8 protein-coding genes are annotated in these 19270 nt (G+C 40.8%); all 8 read right to left on the bottom strand.

The genetic code is table 11. From position 1 onward, the window contains the following. Positions 1-37: 37 nt before the first annotated feature. Positions 38-2404 carry an FtsX-like permease family protein gene (locus WC743_RS12800; protein WP_373012400.1) on the bottom strand — a complete coding sequence of 789 codons (2367 nt, stop codon included), beginning with the start codon at positions 2402-2404 and terminating at the stop codon, positions 38-40. A 48-nt stretch (positions 2405-2452) separates the two neighbouring features. Beyond that, positions 2453-4876 carry an ABC transporter permease gene (locus WC743_RS12795; protein WP_373012399.1) on the bottom strand — a complete coding sequence of 808 codons (2424 nt, stop codon included), beginning with the start codon at positions 4874-4876 and terminating at the stop codon, positions 2453-2455. A 142-nt stretch (positions 4877-5018) separates the two neighbouring features. Further along, complete coding sequence (locus WC743_RS12790; RefSeq protein WP_373012398.1) at positions 5019-7433, bottom strand: ABC transporter permease; 2415 nt, start codon at positions 7431-7433, stop codon at positions 5019-5021. A gap of 187 nt (positions 7434-7620) precedes the next feature. Further along, on the bottom strand, positions 7621-9984 hold the full coding sequence (locus WC743_RS12785) for an ABC transporter permease (RefSeq protein ID WP_373012397.1): 2364 nt from the start codon (positions 9982-9984) through the stop codon (positions 7621-7623). 30 nt (positions 9985-10014) lie between these two features. Next, positions 10015-11040 (bottom strand): DUF4097 domain-containing protein, encoded by a 1026-nt coding sequence (locus tag WC743_RS12780; protein ID WP_373012396.1) that lies wholly within the window; start codon positions 11038-11040, stop codon positions 10015-10017. Between the two features lie 118 nt (positions 11041-11158). Next, positions 11159-13555, bottom strand: coding sequence for an ABC transporter permease (locus WC743_RS12775; protein WP_373012395.1), 2397 nt, complete (start codon positions 13553-13555; stop codon positions 11159-11161). 194 nt (positions 13556-13749) lie between these two features. Further along, positions 13750-16119, bottom strand: a complete 2370-nt coding sequence (locus tag WC743_RS12770) for an ABC transporter permease (RefSeq protein ID WP_373012394.1) — start codon at positions 16117-16119, stop codon at positions 13750-13752. A 688-nt stretch (positions 16120-16807) separates the two neighbouring features. Further along, positions 16808-19165: an ABC transporter permease gene (locus WC743_RS12765; protein ID WP_373012393.1), complete on the bottom strand. Its 2358-nt coding sequence runs from the start codon at positions 19163-19165 to the stop codon at positions 16808-16810. Between the last annotated feature and the right edge of the window lie 105 nt (positions 19166-19270).

The raw sequence follows: 19270 nt of genomic DNA, 5'->3' as shown, positions 1-19270 counted from the left end.
CTCCTGACTCTTGTTTCTTATATCCTGACTCTAATTCTTACTCACTTCTTAAACTTTTAACCGGATTAGTAACAGCGGCTTTTATGGCCTGCCAGCTTACTGTTGTTATAGTTACCGCAAGGCTAATAAGTATGGTTATTATAAACACCCAAACACTTATTTGGGTATGGTAGGTATAGTTACTTAGCCACTCGTTCATAAAATACCAGCTAAACGCCGCACCTATAAAAAATGCGATCAGCACCAATTGTATAAACTCTTTTGACAGGTTGAACCACAAGCTACCGATTGACGCGCCCAATACTTTACGGATCCCTATCTCCTTCCGGCGCTGTTCTGCCGAGAAGGATGCCAGGCCAAACAAGCCCAAACATGATATAACAATAGCCAGTATGGTGAATGAGTTAGCCAAAGTGCCTAACAATTGCTCTGTTCTAAACTTGTCATTGTAACGCTCATCAACAAATTTGTATTCGAACGGATACTCGGGGTTATACGTTTTGTAAACTGCTTCTAATTTTGCCAATGAACTTGACACTGATAGCGCCGGGTTTAAGCGCATGGTTGCCGTTCCGTTCCATTCTTTCATATAACCCACTATAAGGGGTTTTATAGGGGCGCCGGGTGCACCCCAAATAAAATCTTTTATAACAGCTACCACGGTACGCGGCTGCCCCTGCCAATTAATTATTTGACCAAGCGGCTCTTTTAACCGCATCATTTTAACCGCCGATTCATTCATCATGATGGCTAATGAATCTGATGGATTGGCCCGGTCAAAGTCGCGGCCTTTCAGGATCTTTACACCAAATGTTTTAGTGAAGTGATAGGTAGTAACCAACTGATCAATAGGTATCTTATCTTCACCCGGCAACTGCCCCGGCCATTTAACACCCCATGATGAGCTCCCGTCAGTCGTAATTGTACCTGATGTGGCCGATCCTTCAATTATCGCTCTGGAAGCAATAGCATCCCGCCTGAATTCCTCAAACTTTTCGTACAGGGTGCCCTCTTGCGAAAGTTCAACGAGACCGTCTTTATCATAACCCGCCGGGCGGTTTTTAATATAATTGATTTGGTTATATATCAATATGGTTGACAGGATAAGGCAGGTTGCAAATGCAAACTGTATAATAACCAGTACCTGCCTTGGCCTTAAAGATGTTTTACCATCTTTAATAAAACCCTTTAGCACCCTAACCGGCTTAAATGCCGATAGGAACAAAGCCGGGTAACTGCCCGCGATGATGCCTGTAATTACGGTTATACCCAAACCTACTACCCAAAAGTTAGGTGCGTTATATGGAACAGTGAGATTTTTTTGAATAATGCCATTGAAATATGGCAACAGCAATGTTATAATAACCAACGCGAATACAAAAGATATGACAGCCATCAGCAGTGATTCGCCCATAAACTGTTTGATGAGGGAAATGCGCCTTGCCCCTACAACCTTGCGTACGCCTACCTCACGGGCCCGGTTCTCTGAGCGTGCGGTAGAGAGGTTCATAAAGTTAATACAGGCTATCAGCAAAATACCTATAGCCAGAAACATAAACAGGCGGATGTATTCGATATCGCCACCTGTATTTACGCCATTTTCAAACTTGGCATATAAATGGATCCGTTCAAATGGGAATAAGAACAGTTTGTTCTCTTTGTTATAAACATCGTTTTTGGCGATTAGGCCACTCATTTTGGCATTTAACTTTTTTATATCAGCACCTGGCTTTACCAGCGCATAGGTTTTAAATGAGTAGTTGCCCCAGCCGGAATTTTTAACCCATTCCTGCTCTGCCTCTAATAATTTCCATGAGCCCAGCATGTTAAATCTGAGAGAAGCGTTTTCCGGAATATCTTTTATAATGCCGGTAACTTTTACCATCCGGTTTTTGTTTAGCTTAAAGGTTTTACCCATAGCCTCATCATTCCCAAAAATAGATTTAGCGCCCGATTCAGTCAGTATAACAGAAGCAACGTCATCAAATACTTTTTGCTTGTTGCCTTTAACAAACTGGTAGGTAAAAATATCCAACAGCTCCGGGTCGGCCGAGAGCATTTTTACCTTTAACGTTTTGCCATTATAATTAACCAGGTTATCATTAGGGTAGTTAGTCCGTGCTGCTTTCTCAATTTCGGGGAAGTCTTTTTTTATAGCTCCGGCAACCTGTACAGGCATGCTGTTACTGGTTTGTATTTCACTTTCCGAAGGCTGATTACGGAACAACATATAGATCCGGTCGCCCTTTTCATTTTGCTTATCAAACGTAAACTCGTTATATACATACAATAACAGCATAAAGCTAACTGCCATACCCACTGCCAGGCCGCCAATATTTATAAAGCTAAAAAGCTTATGTTTAGCCAGGTTGCGCCAGGCTATTTTTAAATAATTTCTAAACATTGTTTTAAACTTTAAATTCTAAACACTTAGCGGCGGCTTTAAACACAGTTATTCGCTTTTTAAGCTTTTTACCGGGTTAGCCAACGCTGCTTTTATTGATTGAAAGCTGATAGTTATAAATGCAATTACAATTGCCCCAATTCCTGCCGATAGTATGATCCACCATTTTATGCCATCGCGATAAGCAAAACTATTTAACCATTGCTGCATAGCAAGCCACGCTAACGGCGATGCTATAAGAATAGACACGATCACTAATTTTATAAAATCTTTTGAAAGCATGGCCACAATAATAGAAACATTAGCTCCTAACACTTTACGGATGCCAATTTCTTTTGTACGTTGCTCGGCGGCATAGGCAGCCAGGCCAAACAAGCCAAGGCAGGCAATTATAATAGCCATGCTGGTAAAGGCTATAAAGATGTTACCCATGCGTTGTTCGGTACGGTAGGTCCTCTCAAAATCCTCATCCATAAAAGAGTAATCAATTTGCTGATTAGGTGAGAGTGTGCGCCATTTGCCTTTAATTTGCGCTATCAGCGTGTTTGTATTAGCAGTATTTATACGAATGGCAAGACTCCCCCTGTTTTCAGACAGTGAAAAAATTACCGGTGTTATATTTTCCCTAAGCGTATTAAAGTTAAAATCTTTCACTACCCCAATAATATGAAGCTGCTTGAATGTCTTTGCCATATTATCCATAGGGCGATACAACTCCTTGTTAATGGCATTTTTAAAGCCCAGCAGTTTAACAGCAGCTTCGTTCAAAATTACTGCTGATGAATCCACTTTATTTTCTTTTGAAAAATTGCGGCCCGCTACCAGTTTCATTCCCATTGTGGGTACATAGTCTTCATCAACATCCCATAGCTGGCTGGCAAGCGCTGTTTTAGTATCCAGCGCCTGGCTTTGGAAGAAAGTGGTGCTGTTTCTCCACCCTCCTGTGGGTACGTAGCCCGTCATGGTGGTACTTACAACGCCCGGCAAGCGCCTTAGCTCTTCTTTAAGCACTTTGGCCCGGTTGTCTAAGGCATCAATATTATTTATGATCATTACCTGCTGGCGATCATAACCGAGGTCTTTATTCTGGATATATTTAAGCTGATGATGGATCACCAGCGTACCAATGATCAGAAAAATAGATACCGAAAACTGAAACACCACCAAAAAGCTGCGTAAAAAGCCACCTTTAAATCCGGCAGATAACTTTCCCTTTAAAACATCAATGGGTTGAAATGCCGACAGGAAAAATGCCGGATACGAACCTGCCAGGCAGCCTATTACTAACACCGCTACAAACAATACCGGCAGCAACCAGGCAAAAATGCTTACAGTAAAAGCAAGCTGTTTATCGGCTATTTGGTTAAACACCGGGAATAACAACCATGCACCTATCACCGCTATTACTGTTGCAATAAAAGTTACGATGATAGATTCTGACAAGAACTGCGCGATCAAATACTTTCTGGGCGAGCCTAATACTTTGCGTACGCCAACCTCGCGGGCCCGGTTAGATGAGCGGGCGGTGCTCAGGTTCATGAAATTCACACACGCTATCAACAATATAAATATAGCTATGGCCGAAAATATGTACACATATTGGATGTTGCCATTACCGCTTAACTCGGCCACACGATTTGATGTGAGGTGAATATCTTTAAGCGGCGTTAAAGTTAATTTAAAGTAGCTTCCGCTTTTTTCAAGCTGGTCATAGGTCATGTGTACGGCTGCTTGCAACTCGCCTCCCACGTATTTGCGTACTACTTCCGGAAATTTTGCATCCAGCCGGGCAACGCTGGCACCTTTCTTTAGTAAAAGATAGGTATTAAAATTATTGCTTAGCCAGCTATTTTCTTTGCTTTCGTTAAGACCCGACATAGCCAGCAGGAAATCGAAATTAAAGTGCGATTGCTTAGGGATGTCTTTTATAACACCTGTAACTTTATATAACAACGTATCGTTAAATATTAACGATTTGCCAACGGCATCCGTGGTGTTAAAGTATTTTTTCGCGGTAGTTTCATTTATAACCACGCTTTTAGGATCGTTCAACGCTGTTTTAGGATCGCCCTGCAACATGGGCAGCGTAAACACATCAAATACCTGCGGATCAGCATATACAAAACGGTGTTCCTGGATGTTTTCATCCCCTTTACGAACTTTAAAGTTTCCCCGTTCCCTAAATCTCGTGGCTTTTTCTATCTCCGGGAAATTATTTAAAAACGTTTGTGCTAACGGTGCCGGCGATACGGCATAATCGTTAGTATTACCGCCGAATTTTATTTCATTATTTACCCGGTAAATGCGATCGGCTTTTGTATTAAACTTATCATAGCTTAATTCATCAATCACGTAAAAAACAATGAGCATACAAACACACAAGCCCAAAGCAAGGCCAAATACGTTAATAAGCGTAAACCCCTTATTCTTTTTTAAGCTACGGAATGCCGTTTTAATGTAGTTTTTAAACATGATCTTTAATTTTTGAGTTACTGGTTTATAGAATTGTTAATTAATTCAAATACACCTAACTCGTTACTTATCCCTATTATGTAATAACTTAATAGATGAGCTGATGCATTTAACATCTATGACCACATCTCAATGCTATTGGTTACTCGCTTCTTAAACTTTTAACCGGGTTTGCTAACGCTGCTTTTATCGATTGGAAACTAACCGTAACAAACGCTACTAACAATGCCAATAAACCGGCAACAACAAATACCCACAATGATATATCAATGCGGTAAGCAAACTCCTGCAGCCATTTATTCATGGCATACCATGTAACCGGTACTGATACCAGTATCGCTATAACTACCAGCTTCAAAAACTCTTTGGACAGCATGCCGGTAATGGTTGCAGATGATGCCCCCAGCACCTTACGGATCCCTATTTCTTTAACCCGCTGGCGTATCATAAAGGCCGCTAAGCCAAATAGGCCCAAACTGGCTATTATTACGCCTACGAACGCGAACGAGGTAAATATTTTACCCGTACGTTGCTCTGATGCATAAAGCGAGGCATACTGCTCATCCAAAAACGAATAGCTGAAAGGTGCATTAGCACGGTAATTAGTCCACTGGTTTTTTAGATCTGATAAAAAGTTTTTCATATCGGCTGCTTTAACCTTAACCGCCATTAGCACATTGCTGCGGCCGGGTAAAAGCATTAGCGGCGCAATTTTAAGTTTGGCAGATGCGTAATGAAAATCTTTCACCACACCTACCACCGTAAATTCTCTCCTGCCAGATCGTACAATGGTTTTGCCTACCGGATCTGTATTGGCCCAGCCCAGTTCCCTTACGGCAGCCTCGTTAATTACTACTACAGATGAGTCTGCAGGTGATGATGTAAAGTTGCGGCCATGTGCCATTTGGATCCCCAAAGTTGGCACAAAACTATCCTCCACATGAAAGATGTTCATGTGGATCTCTTTGTGAACTTCGTTATCCTTAAATTCCTTTGCAAATACCTGCGTACCGTCCATATTTAAACTCCCGGGTACACTACCAGTTATAGTTGCGTTAACCACGTGGTTATTACGCAGTAATTGCTGTTTAAAAGCATCAAGGTTGTTGCCCAGGGCAGATACATCATTTATAACCAGTACCTGATCTTTATCATATCCCAGCTTTTTATTTTGCATGTAATTAAGCTGCCTGTATACTACCATAGTGGCAATAATAAGCGAAGTAGAGATGGCAAACTGAAATATTACCAATCCGCTGCGCAGGGCGCTTTTGTTTGCAAGGCCCGTTGAAGAAGCCCCCTTTAAAACACTTATTACCTTAAATGACGACAGGAAGAACGCCGGATAAATACCTGCGAAAACGCCTACTAATAACACAAGCAAAATTTCTACCCCGATGGCCTGGTAATTGAAAAACAACCCCATACTAACCTGCTTGCCGGAGATTGCATTAAAATAAGGTAATGCCAGCCAAACAAAGGCCAGTGCAAACAACATGGCAAACGCGGTAACAATAACCGACTCTACCAAAAACTGCGTTACCAGTGAGCTTTTTAATGAGCCCATTACCTTGCGGATGCCTACCTCTTTCGACCGGTTTACCGAGCTGGCGGTAGATAAATTGGTAAAGTTGATACAGGCCAATATCAGGATGAAACCGGCCAGCGCGCTAAATATATAAACATAGTTGATATCTCCGTTGGGCTCCATTTCGTACTTGGTTGCCGAATGCAGGTGGATATCTTTAAGTGGTTGTAAAAAGAAAAGAAAGGTATTTACAGATTTTTGTGCTTCGGCAAGGCTAACGCCCATATCTTGCTGAATTTCGGGTACTACATATTTGCTTACTAAAGCCGGGAATTGTGCTTCTACCTTTTTAGCATCCACATTCTTATCAAGCAGCAGGTAGGTATAATTACCCACGTTACTCCAGCTGCGATTTACGATAGGAAAAGTAGAACGGCTGATAAATCCATCGTAATGGAAGTGAGAATTATCAGGCACTTTATCAATAACACCGGTTACTTTTAAAGGATTTGATCCAGGTTGTTCTATAGCCTTACCTACACAAGCTGTGGTGCCAAAGTATTTTTTAGCCATTTCACTGGTAAGCACAATACTGTTAGGGTCTCTTAGTGCCGATTTGCTATCCCCCTCAATAAAAGGGATAGAGAACATATTTAAAAAGTTCGTGTCGGCCATGCTAAGGCGTTCTTCCTTAAAAGTTTTGTCCTGGTATTTGAGGTACTGCGGGCCCATATTTACAATACGCGTTGTTGCTAAAACACCCGGAATGTTATTTTTAATACCCTCTCCCACAGCGTTATCAACCATTGGGTATTCGTCAACTACACCGGCGCCAATGGTACGCAAGCCAATACGGTAAATGTTTGATGCATTTTTGGCATAAGTATCGTAAGTAAGTTCTTTATACAAATACGCGCTGATAAGCATGCAGCAGGTTATACCAATGGCTAAGCCGAATATATTTATAAAAGAGAATACCTTGTTTTTAGTAAGGCTCCTCCAGGCGATGGTCAGATAATTTTTAATCATTGTAAAACAATATGGCTAAAAGCAATACCAAAAATATAACTAATTAATAATCAATGATATAAATATGCGCCAAGTAGTATCTACTGTACGTATGCGTAACAGTGGTTGTACGGTTATGATACAATTAGCGGATAAAAGATGAAAGGACAAAAGAGTAAAGATATCCTTATTCCTTTGTCCTTATTCTTTACTCCGACCGAAGGCTCTTTACAGGGTTTGCCAAGGCTGCCTTTATGGCCTGGTAACTTACTGTTGCAATGGCTATAAACACGGTTATTAAACCGGCCATTGCAAACATCCACCAGCTTAGGGTTATATGGTATTCATAGTTTTGCAACCACTTGTTCATGGCCCATATTGACAGCGGTACAGCAACAATAATGGCTATTGCGACCAGCTTTAAAAAATCTTTAGAAAGCAAACCGGCTAAACTGGTAATGCTTGCCCCAAGTACCTTACGCACTCCTATTTCTTTCACACGTTGCTCTGCAGCGTAGGCAGCCAGGCCAAATAAACCAAGGCACGAAATAATGATAGCTAATCCGCCGAAGATATTTGCCAGGGTAGCCAGCAGTTTTTCGTTCTCGAATTTCTTTTCAAAATCACTGTCAACAAAGTTTACTGTTGGCGGGTATGCCGGGTTTATGCTTTTTAGCGTTTTATTAATAACATCTAAATTTGCACTAATGCTTTTGGCAGCGTTTAAGCGCATAGCAATTACACCACCGTTAAGGTTACAAAAGTTTATCATAGGCGCAGCCTTTTGATAAGGTGATCCCCATACAAAATCTTTATAAACACCAATAACTGTTACCGGCTGATCTACTGTTATAATACTGCCAACAGGGTTTTTAAGGTTCATTGCCTTTGCGGCAGCCTCATTTATCATAACGGTTTTACCGGCAGTATCTGCAGGGTATTGAGCCGAAAATTCGCGCCCATCTATTAACTTGATTCCGGCGGTACGGGTAAAGTCATATCCCACCTTAAACATATCAAACAATATCTTTTGATCTGGTCGTTTACCCGGCCATTCAACACCCCAGGTATTGTTGCCACTGCTGGTGATACTTTGCGAAAATACCGTGGCGTTAGTAACTACATTATCGCCCTTTAACTGGTTTATTACCACACCGGTATTTTTATCAAGCGTACCCTCTATCTTAACTTCAACCAGTCCGCCTTTGTTATAACCAATGGAGCGGCTTTGGGTAAACCTTATCTGGCGATAAATACATATTGTAGCGGTAATTAAGAACACGGTGAATGTAAACTGTACAACCACCATAATTTTACGAACCGGCAATGCACTGCTGCCACCTTTAAATACACCTTTTAAAACTTTAATAGGTTCAAACGACGATAAGTAAAAAGCCGGGTAACTGCCGGATATAAACCCGGTAAGAACGGCGAAGCCAATTAAAATAACCCAGGTATTCAAGTCGTTATAAGGCAACGCTAACTTAATATTCAGCAAATCGTTAAAGAACGGTATGCTGATAACCAACAGTATGAAAGCTGCTACCATGGAGAGTACCGATAGAATGACCGATTCTATAATAAACTGCCATACTAATGAGCTCCTGTTTGACCCTATCGCTTTGCGGATCCCCACCTCTTTTGCCCGCTCTTCTGATCGTGCCGTTGAAAGGTTCATGAAGTTTACGCAAGCAATTAATAATATGCATATAGCCAATACAATAAACAGGTTTACTTGCTCAATAAGCCCGCCTACAGATTTACCATTTTCAAACTTTGAGTATAAATGCAACTGGGTATAAGGAAACAGAAAAGCCTCGGCCTTATACTCGCTTTGATGACTGTTGATCATTTTACGAACCAGGCCATCAGCATGTTTGAAATACTTTGGATCTTTAAGGAGAATGGCAGTTTGGCAAAAATTACTACTCCAGGTCGCGGTTTTAATCCATTCTAACTCGTTTTCAAATATCTTCCAGGGCATTACATAATCAAACTGGAAACTTCTGTTAGGTGCCGGATCTTCTACCACACCGGTTACCATCAGTTCAGTTTTGTCATTCCGTTTTACAATTTTATTGATGGGATTTTCGTTACCAAACAATGTTTTTGCAAGGCTTTGGGTGATCACAATAGAATTTGGCTGTGCAATTGCAGTTGCCGGGTTGCCTTTTATAAATTTATAAGGGAAAACTTTAAAATAGCCATCGTCACTAAAAAGCCCAACCTTTTTAAAGCTGTTGTTTTTGTAAGATATTAAGCCACCTGCCGCGTAATTGCTTATCCGTATGGCGCGCTCTACCCCCGGTACCTGGGCTTGTATGGTTGCAGCCATTTGCCCGGGTGTAGATAAAAACGTAAATATCTTACCATCGCCCTGCTGATTGTTCTCTACAAGGTAAACGTTATCGGCGTTTTTAAACTGCTTATCAAAGCTTAAATGATAGTTTACATATAACAGCAAAAGCAGGCAGCTTGCCATGCCTAATGCCAACCCGCCCGCGTTTATAAATGAGAAGCCTTTGTGCTTTGTAATATTGCGCCAGGCGATTTTCAGATAATTCTTGAACATAGAGAATCTTAATTAAAATGTAACCGGAAATTATTTTGTAGAAACTGAAATACTGCTTTGGCCGCGTACCTGTACAGTTGCACCGCCGCCATTTAGCTTCCCAACAACTTTATCTTTGCTTTTTTCGCCGTTAAAATTACCCGGCATGCCAAAGCTAACCCGGTCTGCACGCAAATCAAGGTCTAAACCCTGGCCTGCCGGCAACGTTAAATCAACATGGCCGGCGCTTGATTCCAGCTTAACATATTTACCAACTTTAATCATTTCGGCATGCATGCTGCCGCCGCTGGTAGATGCATCAAGGCTGCCGGATATGCCAGCCAGGTTAACACTGCCACCACTTGTACCTGTTATAAGTTCACCATCAACGTTGCTGCCGCTAATGCTGCCGCCGCTTGTAGTTGCATTAATATAACCTTTAAGGTTATCTAATTTTAATGACCCGCCTGATGTTTCCAGTTTAAGTTTTCCCTGGCAGTTGCTGGCGGTGATGCTGCCGCCGCTGGTAGTTAAAACAATGTCTTGTCTTGAGTTTGAAACATTAATGCTGCCGCCTGATGTTTCGCCTTTTATAATACCTGTTACCAGGTTTACACGTAAGCTGCCACCGCTGGTTTCAAAATTTTGGTTGCCGGTTAAATTATCAATGCTTATTGATCCGCCGCTTGTGTTCAGATTGGTGGAAGCCTGCTTGTTCACATAAACTTTAAAGCCAATGCTCAGGCTTCTTCTCCAGTTAATGTTGTTCCTTTTTTGCTTTGCAGTGGCGTGCAGCTCGCCGTTGCTTACAGATATATCCAGCGTGTAATCTTCGTCTAAACGTTTTTTGATCTCGTCTTTACTCAGGTTTTGATTGTTATTGCCAACTATGTAAACATCAATATGTGGCTCCTCCCTACCACCGCTAACAGAGATACTGCCGCCACTGGTGTTTACAAATACATTTTTTATCCCATCAGATGCTAATGACCTGGTAAGGTACGGGGTGCGGTTATCCTGAGCAGATGCCACATATGCTGAAGATGAGATTAACAATAAAAAGAGATATTTTTTCATGATTTTTGGTTTTATATAAGAGGGTTTATTGGTTGTAATGGTTGCATGTGTTTGAGAGAAAAAATCAAAACTTAACATATCTTAATTCCTGGTTCTTGTCTCTTGATTCTAATTTCCTCTATTCGCTTCTTAAACTTTTTACCGGGTTTGTTAAGGCCGCTTTTATGGATTGGATGCTCACCGTTGCCAGTGCAATTAATGCCGCGCCGCTGCCTGCTAACAAAAACACCCACCAGCTAATGTTTATCTTGTAAGCAAAATCCTGCAGCCAGCTATTCATCGCATACCAGGCAATTGGGCATGCAATAACGGTTGCTATGATCACCAGTCGCATAAGGTCTGTTGATAATAGTCTTACAATACTGGTTACGCTTGCCCCTAATACCTTACGGATGCCTATCTCTTTAACACGTTGCTCGGCAGTAAAGGTTACCAGCCCAAACAAGCCTAAACAGGCAATGCTGATAGCCAGTATGGTAAAGATCAAGAGTATAGTACCCTGGCGTTGTTCTGTCTGATATTGCGCGGCAAAACTTTGATCAAGGAAGTGAAACTCGGGCTTGTTCTCATTATCAAAACTGGCGTAAACTTTGGTGATATAATCTAAGGATGCCTGTATATTATTCTTGCCGATACGAACATATAAATTGTCTTTATCATTGGTTTGTGCAGGCATCTCCATCACCATAGGAGATATTTTATGCTGAAGCGAATAGGTGTTAAAATCTTTAACTACACCTATAATGGTTTGCTCAATAATTCCCCCCTTTTCATCTACCCCGGTACGTACCTGTCTGCCAACCGGGTTTTTCCATCCCAGTTCATTAACCAATGTTTGGTTTACGATTATGGCGTTTTTTACATCGCTGATATTTGAGGCCGAAAAATTACGGCCGCCTGCCATTTTTATTTGCAGCGTAGGTATAAAATCAGGATCGATAACCAGGTTCTGTACAATTTTTGATTCGCCATTTGCTTTACCATCGGGCCCAAGGTTAAAGTCGCCGCCACCAATATTGTTATTACCTATGGGGTTACCAGCTACACCAACACTTTCAATATTTGGGTTTTGCAGCAACCGTTGCTTTACCGCATCAATATTACCACGAACCTCTTTTTTGTTAATATGAAAAGTAAGCGTTTGCGCCTTATTAAAGCCCATGTCTTTATTTAAAACAAAGTGCAGCTGCTGGTAAATAACGCTTGAGCCGGCTATCATTACGATGGTAATAACAAACTGAAATACCACCAACGATTTCCTGAAAAGAATGGTGGAGAACTGGTTACCCAGCTGGCCTTTCATAGCCGATATGGTTTTGAAGCCGGATAAAAATAAGGCCGGATAAATACCGCTTAATATGCCGGTAAACAGCGAGAACCCCAAAAATATAAGTACTGTTTTTGTTGTTCCAAATTGCAGCAGGATAAGACTTTTACCCGATAGCTGATTAAAGTATGGCAATGCAAATTGTATAATAACCCCTGCAAGCATTGTAGCAATAAAGGTGAGCAGTACCGATTCGGCAAAGAACATGACCATCAGTTGCTTTCTATCTGAGCCGATAACTTTTCGTACCCCTATTTCTTTTATCCGGATGGACGAACGGGCTGTGGTTAAATTTACATAATTGATAACCGCTATGATCAATATCAGCAAGGCGGTTATGCTAAACACATACACATAAGTGATATTCCCGTTTGAACCCAACTCGTAGCTTAAATTAGATCGTAAGTGGATATCTGTAAGCGGCTGCAGCTCCATTTTAAAAGTCATGGCACCCATATCATTTTTTAGATGCTTATTAAAGAAAGATCCTGCGGCGGCTTCAATTTTTTTATAATCGTCATGCTCTTTTAAAAGCACATAGGTGTAAAGGTTGGAGTTTCCCCAGCCTGCTTCATAGCCGGTATACTCCTGCAATGAGCGCAATGCTTTAAAATTAAAGTGTGAGTTTGCCGGCACATCGGCTATTACGCCGGTAACAGCGGTTGGCATACCGTCAATTGATATGGTATTGTTAAAAGCTGCTTCGGCGCTGCCAAATAAGGTTTGGGCAAGGGTATTGGTAAGTACTATGGTTTGTGGTTTTAGCAGGGCTGTTTCAGCATTGCCATATAAAAACTGGTAGCTGAATATGTTAAAGATGCTGTTATCAGCAAATAACATACTGCCCTCGTTAATTACCTTTTCGCCAACGGTTATTTTGCCGCCGCCTTCAGCATTAATTCTTGCGGCATCAACTACTTGCGGAAATTCGGCTTTTAAAGTGCCTGCAAATGGCGGCGAGGTAACGGCTAAATCAAATTTACCGCCGTTCCATTTTCCATGCTGTGTAATGCGGAAAACATTATCGGCTTTTTTGTTAAACCGGTCATAGCTCCATTCATCAGTAACATACAGGGTAATTAACCAAAAGGCGGCTATACCTACAGCCAGGCCAAAAATGTTTATAAAAGAGAAAGCTTTGTGCTTTTGTAAGTTTCGCCAGGCTATTTTAAAATAATTCTTCAGCATGATGTATTGGTTTAATACTAAAGCCTAAAATACATACCAATAAGTAAATATACTGATTTACAATAACTTAACATAAATGAAAATTGCACGCCTGTACGCAAGTGTAACAGTTACTGTTCGGTTATGATACAGTGGCGGATAAAAGATGGAAGGACAAAAGAGTAAAGATATCCTTATTCCTTTGTCCTTATTTGTTACTCGGACCGTAAACTCTTTACCGGGTTTGCTATAGCTGCTTTAATGGCCTGAAAACTTACCGTTAATATAGTTATAGTTATAACAGATGCGCCGGCAATAAGGAACACTATCGGGCCCATATTTATACGGTAAACAAAGCTTTGCAACCAATTATGCATTGCCCACCACGAAAGCGGAAAAGCTATCAGTACGGAGATCAAAACAAGCCTCAGAAAATCTTTAGTAAGCATAACCATGATGTTATTTACCGACGCCCCGATAACTTTGCGGATCCCTATCTCTTTTTGCCGTTTTTGAGCAGTAAATGCCACCAATCCGAATAAGCCCAGGCACGAAATGATGATGGCCAGCGCCGAAAAATACCCGGCTAAAACGGATACCCTTGTTTCGGTTTCGTACTGTTTCTGATATGCTTCATCCAGGTAATTAAAGGTGAACGGGAAACCGGGGTTATATGATTCGTACATTTTCTGGATCTGCGCAATGGTTTCCTTTTGCTGCCCTCCTTTTAACCTTATCATAATTTTAAACCAGGGGTTAACGCCCTGCCCAAGTAAAATAAATGTAGGCTTCACTACATCATGTAACGATTCAAAATGAAAATCTTTAACTACGCCTATAATTTGAAAAGGCCCGTCTCCCCATTTAATGGTCTTGCCAATAGGGTCCTTAACGTTTATAGCCCTGGCGGCAGTTTCATTTATTACTATTTTATTGCCATCGGAGGCGCCAAAATTTTTAGAGAAAGCCCTGCCCGAAGCCATTTGCATCCCCATAGTTTCTATGAAGTTATACCCGCCAAAAATGCCTTCAAAGTAAATATCCTGATGAGGGTTTTTACCATCCCAGCTTAAATCGGCAGAACCAAAATTGCGCCCTACCATATTATGCTGTGTAAAGCTTGCACTTACTACACCGGGAATGGTTTTTAAAGCAGCTGTAAAATCTTCTTCATTCCCAAGGAGTTTACCCTCTGAGTCAAACCTGATCACATTATCTTTATTATAACCCGGTTTGGTGGCTTGTATAAATTGTATTTGCTTATACACAACCAGCACTGCCACAATAAGCATAACAGAAAGCGTAAATTGAAACACCACCAGGCCCTTACGGGCAATCAATTCTGCAAATGATGATTTAAACTTGCCCTTTAAAATGGCTAAAGGCTTAAATTTAGACAGATACAATGCCGGATAACTGCCGGATATTAAACCGGTAAACAGTGTAATGCCTATCAATACCAAAACCAGCGGCAGGTCAAATACGAATTTTATATCCTTACCGGTTAACAGGTTAAACTGTGGTAACAGTAACCATGCAATCGCGATAGCAACCATCATAGTAAATATAGCCATCAATAAAGACTCTGACAGGAATTGGATGATCAGCTGACCGCGCTCGGCACCTACAACTTTTTTAATACCTACTTCTTTCATCCTGCCGGATGCTTTGGCGGTTGATAGGTTCATGAAATTGATACATGCTATAATCAATATAAAAATAGCGATGAGCGAAAACAGTTTTACATACTCGTACCGGCCGCCTACCCTTGCGCCATGGTTAAAGGTGTTTTGCAGGTAATTTTTTGAAAATTGCATAGCAAACAGGCTGCGGATGGTATCACCACTATTTTTCTTAACTACATCTGCTATCCGTCTGTTAAAAGCATCAACATCGGTGCCTTTTTTTAGCATTATAAAATTATGCGGGCCGCTATTGTTCCAGGTTTTAACCCAGCTCTGTACATCTGCCAGGTAATCAAACGATAACACAAAATCAAACTTCTGCGAAGAATGGACAGGTAGCTTTTCAAACACGCCCGATACAAAAAAGTCTCTCTCATGCTGAAACTTTATGGCTTTACCTATAGCATTTTCACTTGTATTGAAAAGCCTTTTTGCAAGTTCATCAGATATTACAATAGCGTTTTTGGCATTAAGCACTTTGCTTTTGTCGCCATCAAGCATTTTAAAGGAAAAAATATTAAAGTAATCTTTACCTGCATACTGCCCCAGTGCTTTAACATTTTTATCACCTGCCGATAGCGTAAACTTCTGATACCAATCTGCAGGACAAACCGGCGAGGCGTACAATACCTCGGGATCCTGTAGTTTCAGCACTTCGCTAACAAGACCCGATGATTCATCTGAAAGGCCCTGGTTGCCGCTATTTAAACGACGCTCCATAACCTGGTAAACCTGGCTATCGTTCTCAAAAAACTTATCGTAGCTCACCTCATCATGCACCCATAAGTAAATTAATAAGGTACAGGCTATGCCGGCAGATAAGCCTATCACATTCAACAAGGTAAATTGTTTATCCTTTACCATGTTACGCCACGCGATTTTGAAATAGTTTCTGATCATATCTTGATTATTAAGTCATTAGTTATTCAATCATAGGTTAACGCTTTTTCAAATCACCCGATGACCAATGTCATTATTTTAAGATAAACCCCATCGGGGTTAAAGCTTTATAGAAAAATAATCAGGTAACCATACCGTGACATCGGTACGGAACCAAGCCAGGTAGCGTACCGATGGCACGCTAAAATGTTTAATTATAATTTCCTACAAAGCTTTAGCACCTACGGCGCTATTTATAAAAATATATCTCTTTAGCTTAATTATCCCAATGTCATTATATAAGGGTAAACCCCGTTAGGGGTTAAAGCTTTGTAGAAAAACAATCCAGTAACCATACCTGCCATCGGTTATGGTACCACGCCAGTAGCGTACCGATGGCACGCTAAAATGTTTAATTATAATTTCCTACAAAGCTTTAGCACCTACGGCGCTATTTATAAAAATATATCTCTTTAGCTTAATTATCCCAATGTCATTATATAAGGGTAAACCCCGTTAGGGGTTAAAGCTTTGTAGAAAAATAATCAGGTAACCCTACCGTGCCATCGGTACGGAACCACGCCAGGTAGCGTACCGATGGCACGGTAAAATGTTTAATTATGCTTTCCTACAAAGCATTAGCACCTACGGCGCTATATTATAAAAACATATTTCATTAAATAATGACATTCCCCAATGACAATTCCTGTTATTCACTTCTTAAACTTTTTACAGGGTTAGCAGTTGCAGCCCTCATTGTATTTAAGCCCACAACAACAAGGGTTAGCAGCAATATAAGTACCCCTACTACAGCAAACAGCCATATACTGATGTTAATGTGGTAAGTGTATTTTTGCAGCCAGTTACTCATTAGCCACCAGGTTAGCGGCACTGCAATTAAAAACGCAACCAATACAAGTTTTAAAAACTCGGTTGATATTAACATTAACAGTTGCTGTACCGATGCACCCATAACCTTGCGTACACTTATTTCCTTAAAGCGTTTTTCGATAGTGAATGATGCCAATCCGGCCAGGCCTATACAGCATATGAATATGGCCAGCCCGGCAAAAATATTGGTGATACGGCTAATCAGTTCTTCGGTGACGAATTTCTTGCCAAATTCCTGATCAACAAACTGGTACTCAAACAAATTGTCGGGATTGTATTTTTTAAAGATAGTTTCTAATGATTTTATTGCCTTTTGAGGCTGTGTGCCATCTTTTAGCCTCACACTCACCATGCTGGAGCCATTTGGATTGTAATAAACCATCAATGGGTCAACCGCGTCATAGGGCGATGACATAACTATATTATCAACTATACCAACAATGGTGTATTTACGTGGGCCATACCGCATTTCTAAACCAATAGGGTTTTTAACGTTCATGGCAACAACAGCGGCCTTGTTTATGAGCATCACAGCCGAATCGCCGGGAGTAGCTCTAAAATCGCGGCCCTGCAGTATTTTAACACCCATTGTTTTAGTAAAATCAATATCGGTGCTTAAACCCGAAAAAATGATATTACCATCGGGAGATTTGCCATTATAATCCGGCGATCCCGATTTCCACCAGATCTCAGTTATAGGCGCCGAGGTACGGGTAACCGCGCTTATTAAACCGGTATTAAATAATTCCTGTTTTATGGCGGCATAGTTCTTATCAACAGCCTGTGATGATGGCAGCATGATCAGGTTATCAGGATTGTAACCAATGTTCCTGTCTTTTACGTGCTGTATTTGCTGGTATATGATAATGGTTGCCGAGATCAGTAATATGGACATAACAAACTGCCCTACAACTAATATACGTCTTGGCAGTACCGCGCTTTTACCCGCGGCAAATGTTCCTTTTAATACCTTAACCGGGTTAAATGACGAAAGGTATAGTGCCGGATAACTCCCCGCTACAATCCCTGTGAAAAGGATAACAACCAATGCGCCTATCATAAAGAAAGGGTCGATAATATTTAAATGAAGCGTTTTGTTTACCAGGGAGTTGAATAACGGCATCAGCAGGTAAACCGCAGCTACTGACAGGATAAACGCGATAAGGGCAAGTATGATCGATTCAAAAAAGAACTGGGTAATGAGCTGCCTTTTATCAGACCCTAATGTTTTGCGAATGCCTACTTCCTTAGCGCGTTTCTCTGAGCGGGCGGTGCTCAGGTTCATGAAATTGACACAAGCTATCAGCAATATAATTATAGCTATAACAATGAATAGCCTAACGTATTCTATCATTCCTCCTACATTCTTACCATCTTTAAATTCGCTGTATAAGTGCCACTTATCCATCGGGAAGGTAAAGTATGTGCTTATTTTATCATTAACATCATGCTGGTGTTTAATTTTGTCGATGTATTTATCTACAGCAACCATATTAGCACCCGGTATAGTTTGGATATATACCTGATGTGATGAGTTTGTCCATTCCTTCATCCTGTTTTTAATATAGTCTGACGAGTAATCAAACGGGGCGATAAAATCAAACTTAAAAGTTGAATTATCCGGCGGATCGGCCACTACAGCGCTCACCTTATAGTTTAATTCATTATCTATCTTAACAACTTTATTAATGGGGTCATCATTACCAAAAAATGATTTCGCTGCAGATTGTGTAATAACAATAGACTTAGGGTCATTTATTGCAGTAGCGGCATTGCCCTTCACAAATTTCCATGAAAACATGTTAAAGAACTGGTCGCTTACCTGGTAAAGATCCTTTTTGAGCTTTGTTTCACCATATTGTACCAGGTGCGATTCCTGATGCGTGGTAACAACGGTCCTTTTCAATAATGGGCTCCCTCCTTCTAAGGTTTTTGCAAATGGCAATACCATGTTGGGGTCGGTAAAAATATTGTTCTTAAAATCGCGGGTAGCCATTACCTGATAAATGTTATCATGATCTTTATGGAACCTATCAAACGCGAGCTCATTCTTCACCCATAAAAAAATGAAGATGGTACATGTCATTCCAATAGTCAATCCCAGAATATTGGTTATAGAGAAGCCCTTGTTCCTGATCAGGTTCCTCCATGCTATTTTGAAATAGTTTTTGATCATGATATTTAAGTTCTAAATACTAAAACACTAAATTCTAAACTCTAATTTCTAATCTTAAATCGAAGATGATAACAGTCAACTAATCACTAATTAACTGACCTCTAA

It is taken from the genome of Mucilaginibacter sp. (genome assembly GCF_041660805.1).
Classification (GTDB): domain Bacteria; phylum Bacteroidota; class Bacteroidia; order Sphingobacteriales; family Sphingobacteriaceae; genus Mucilaginibacter.
This window is presented reverse-complemented; position numbering and strand designations above follow the sequence as displayed.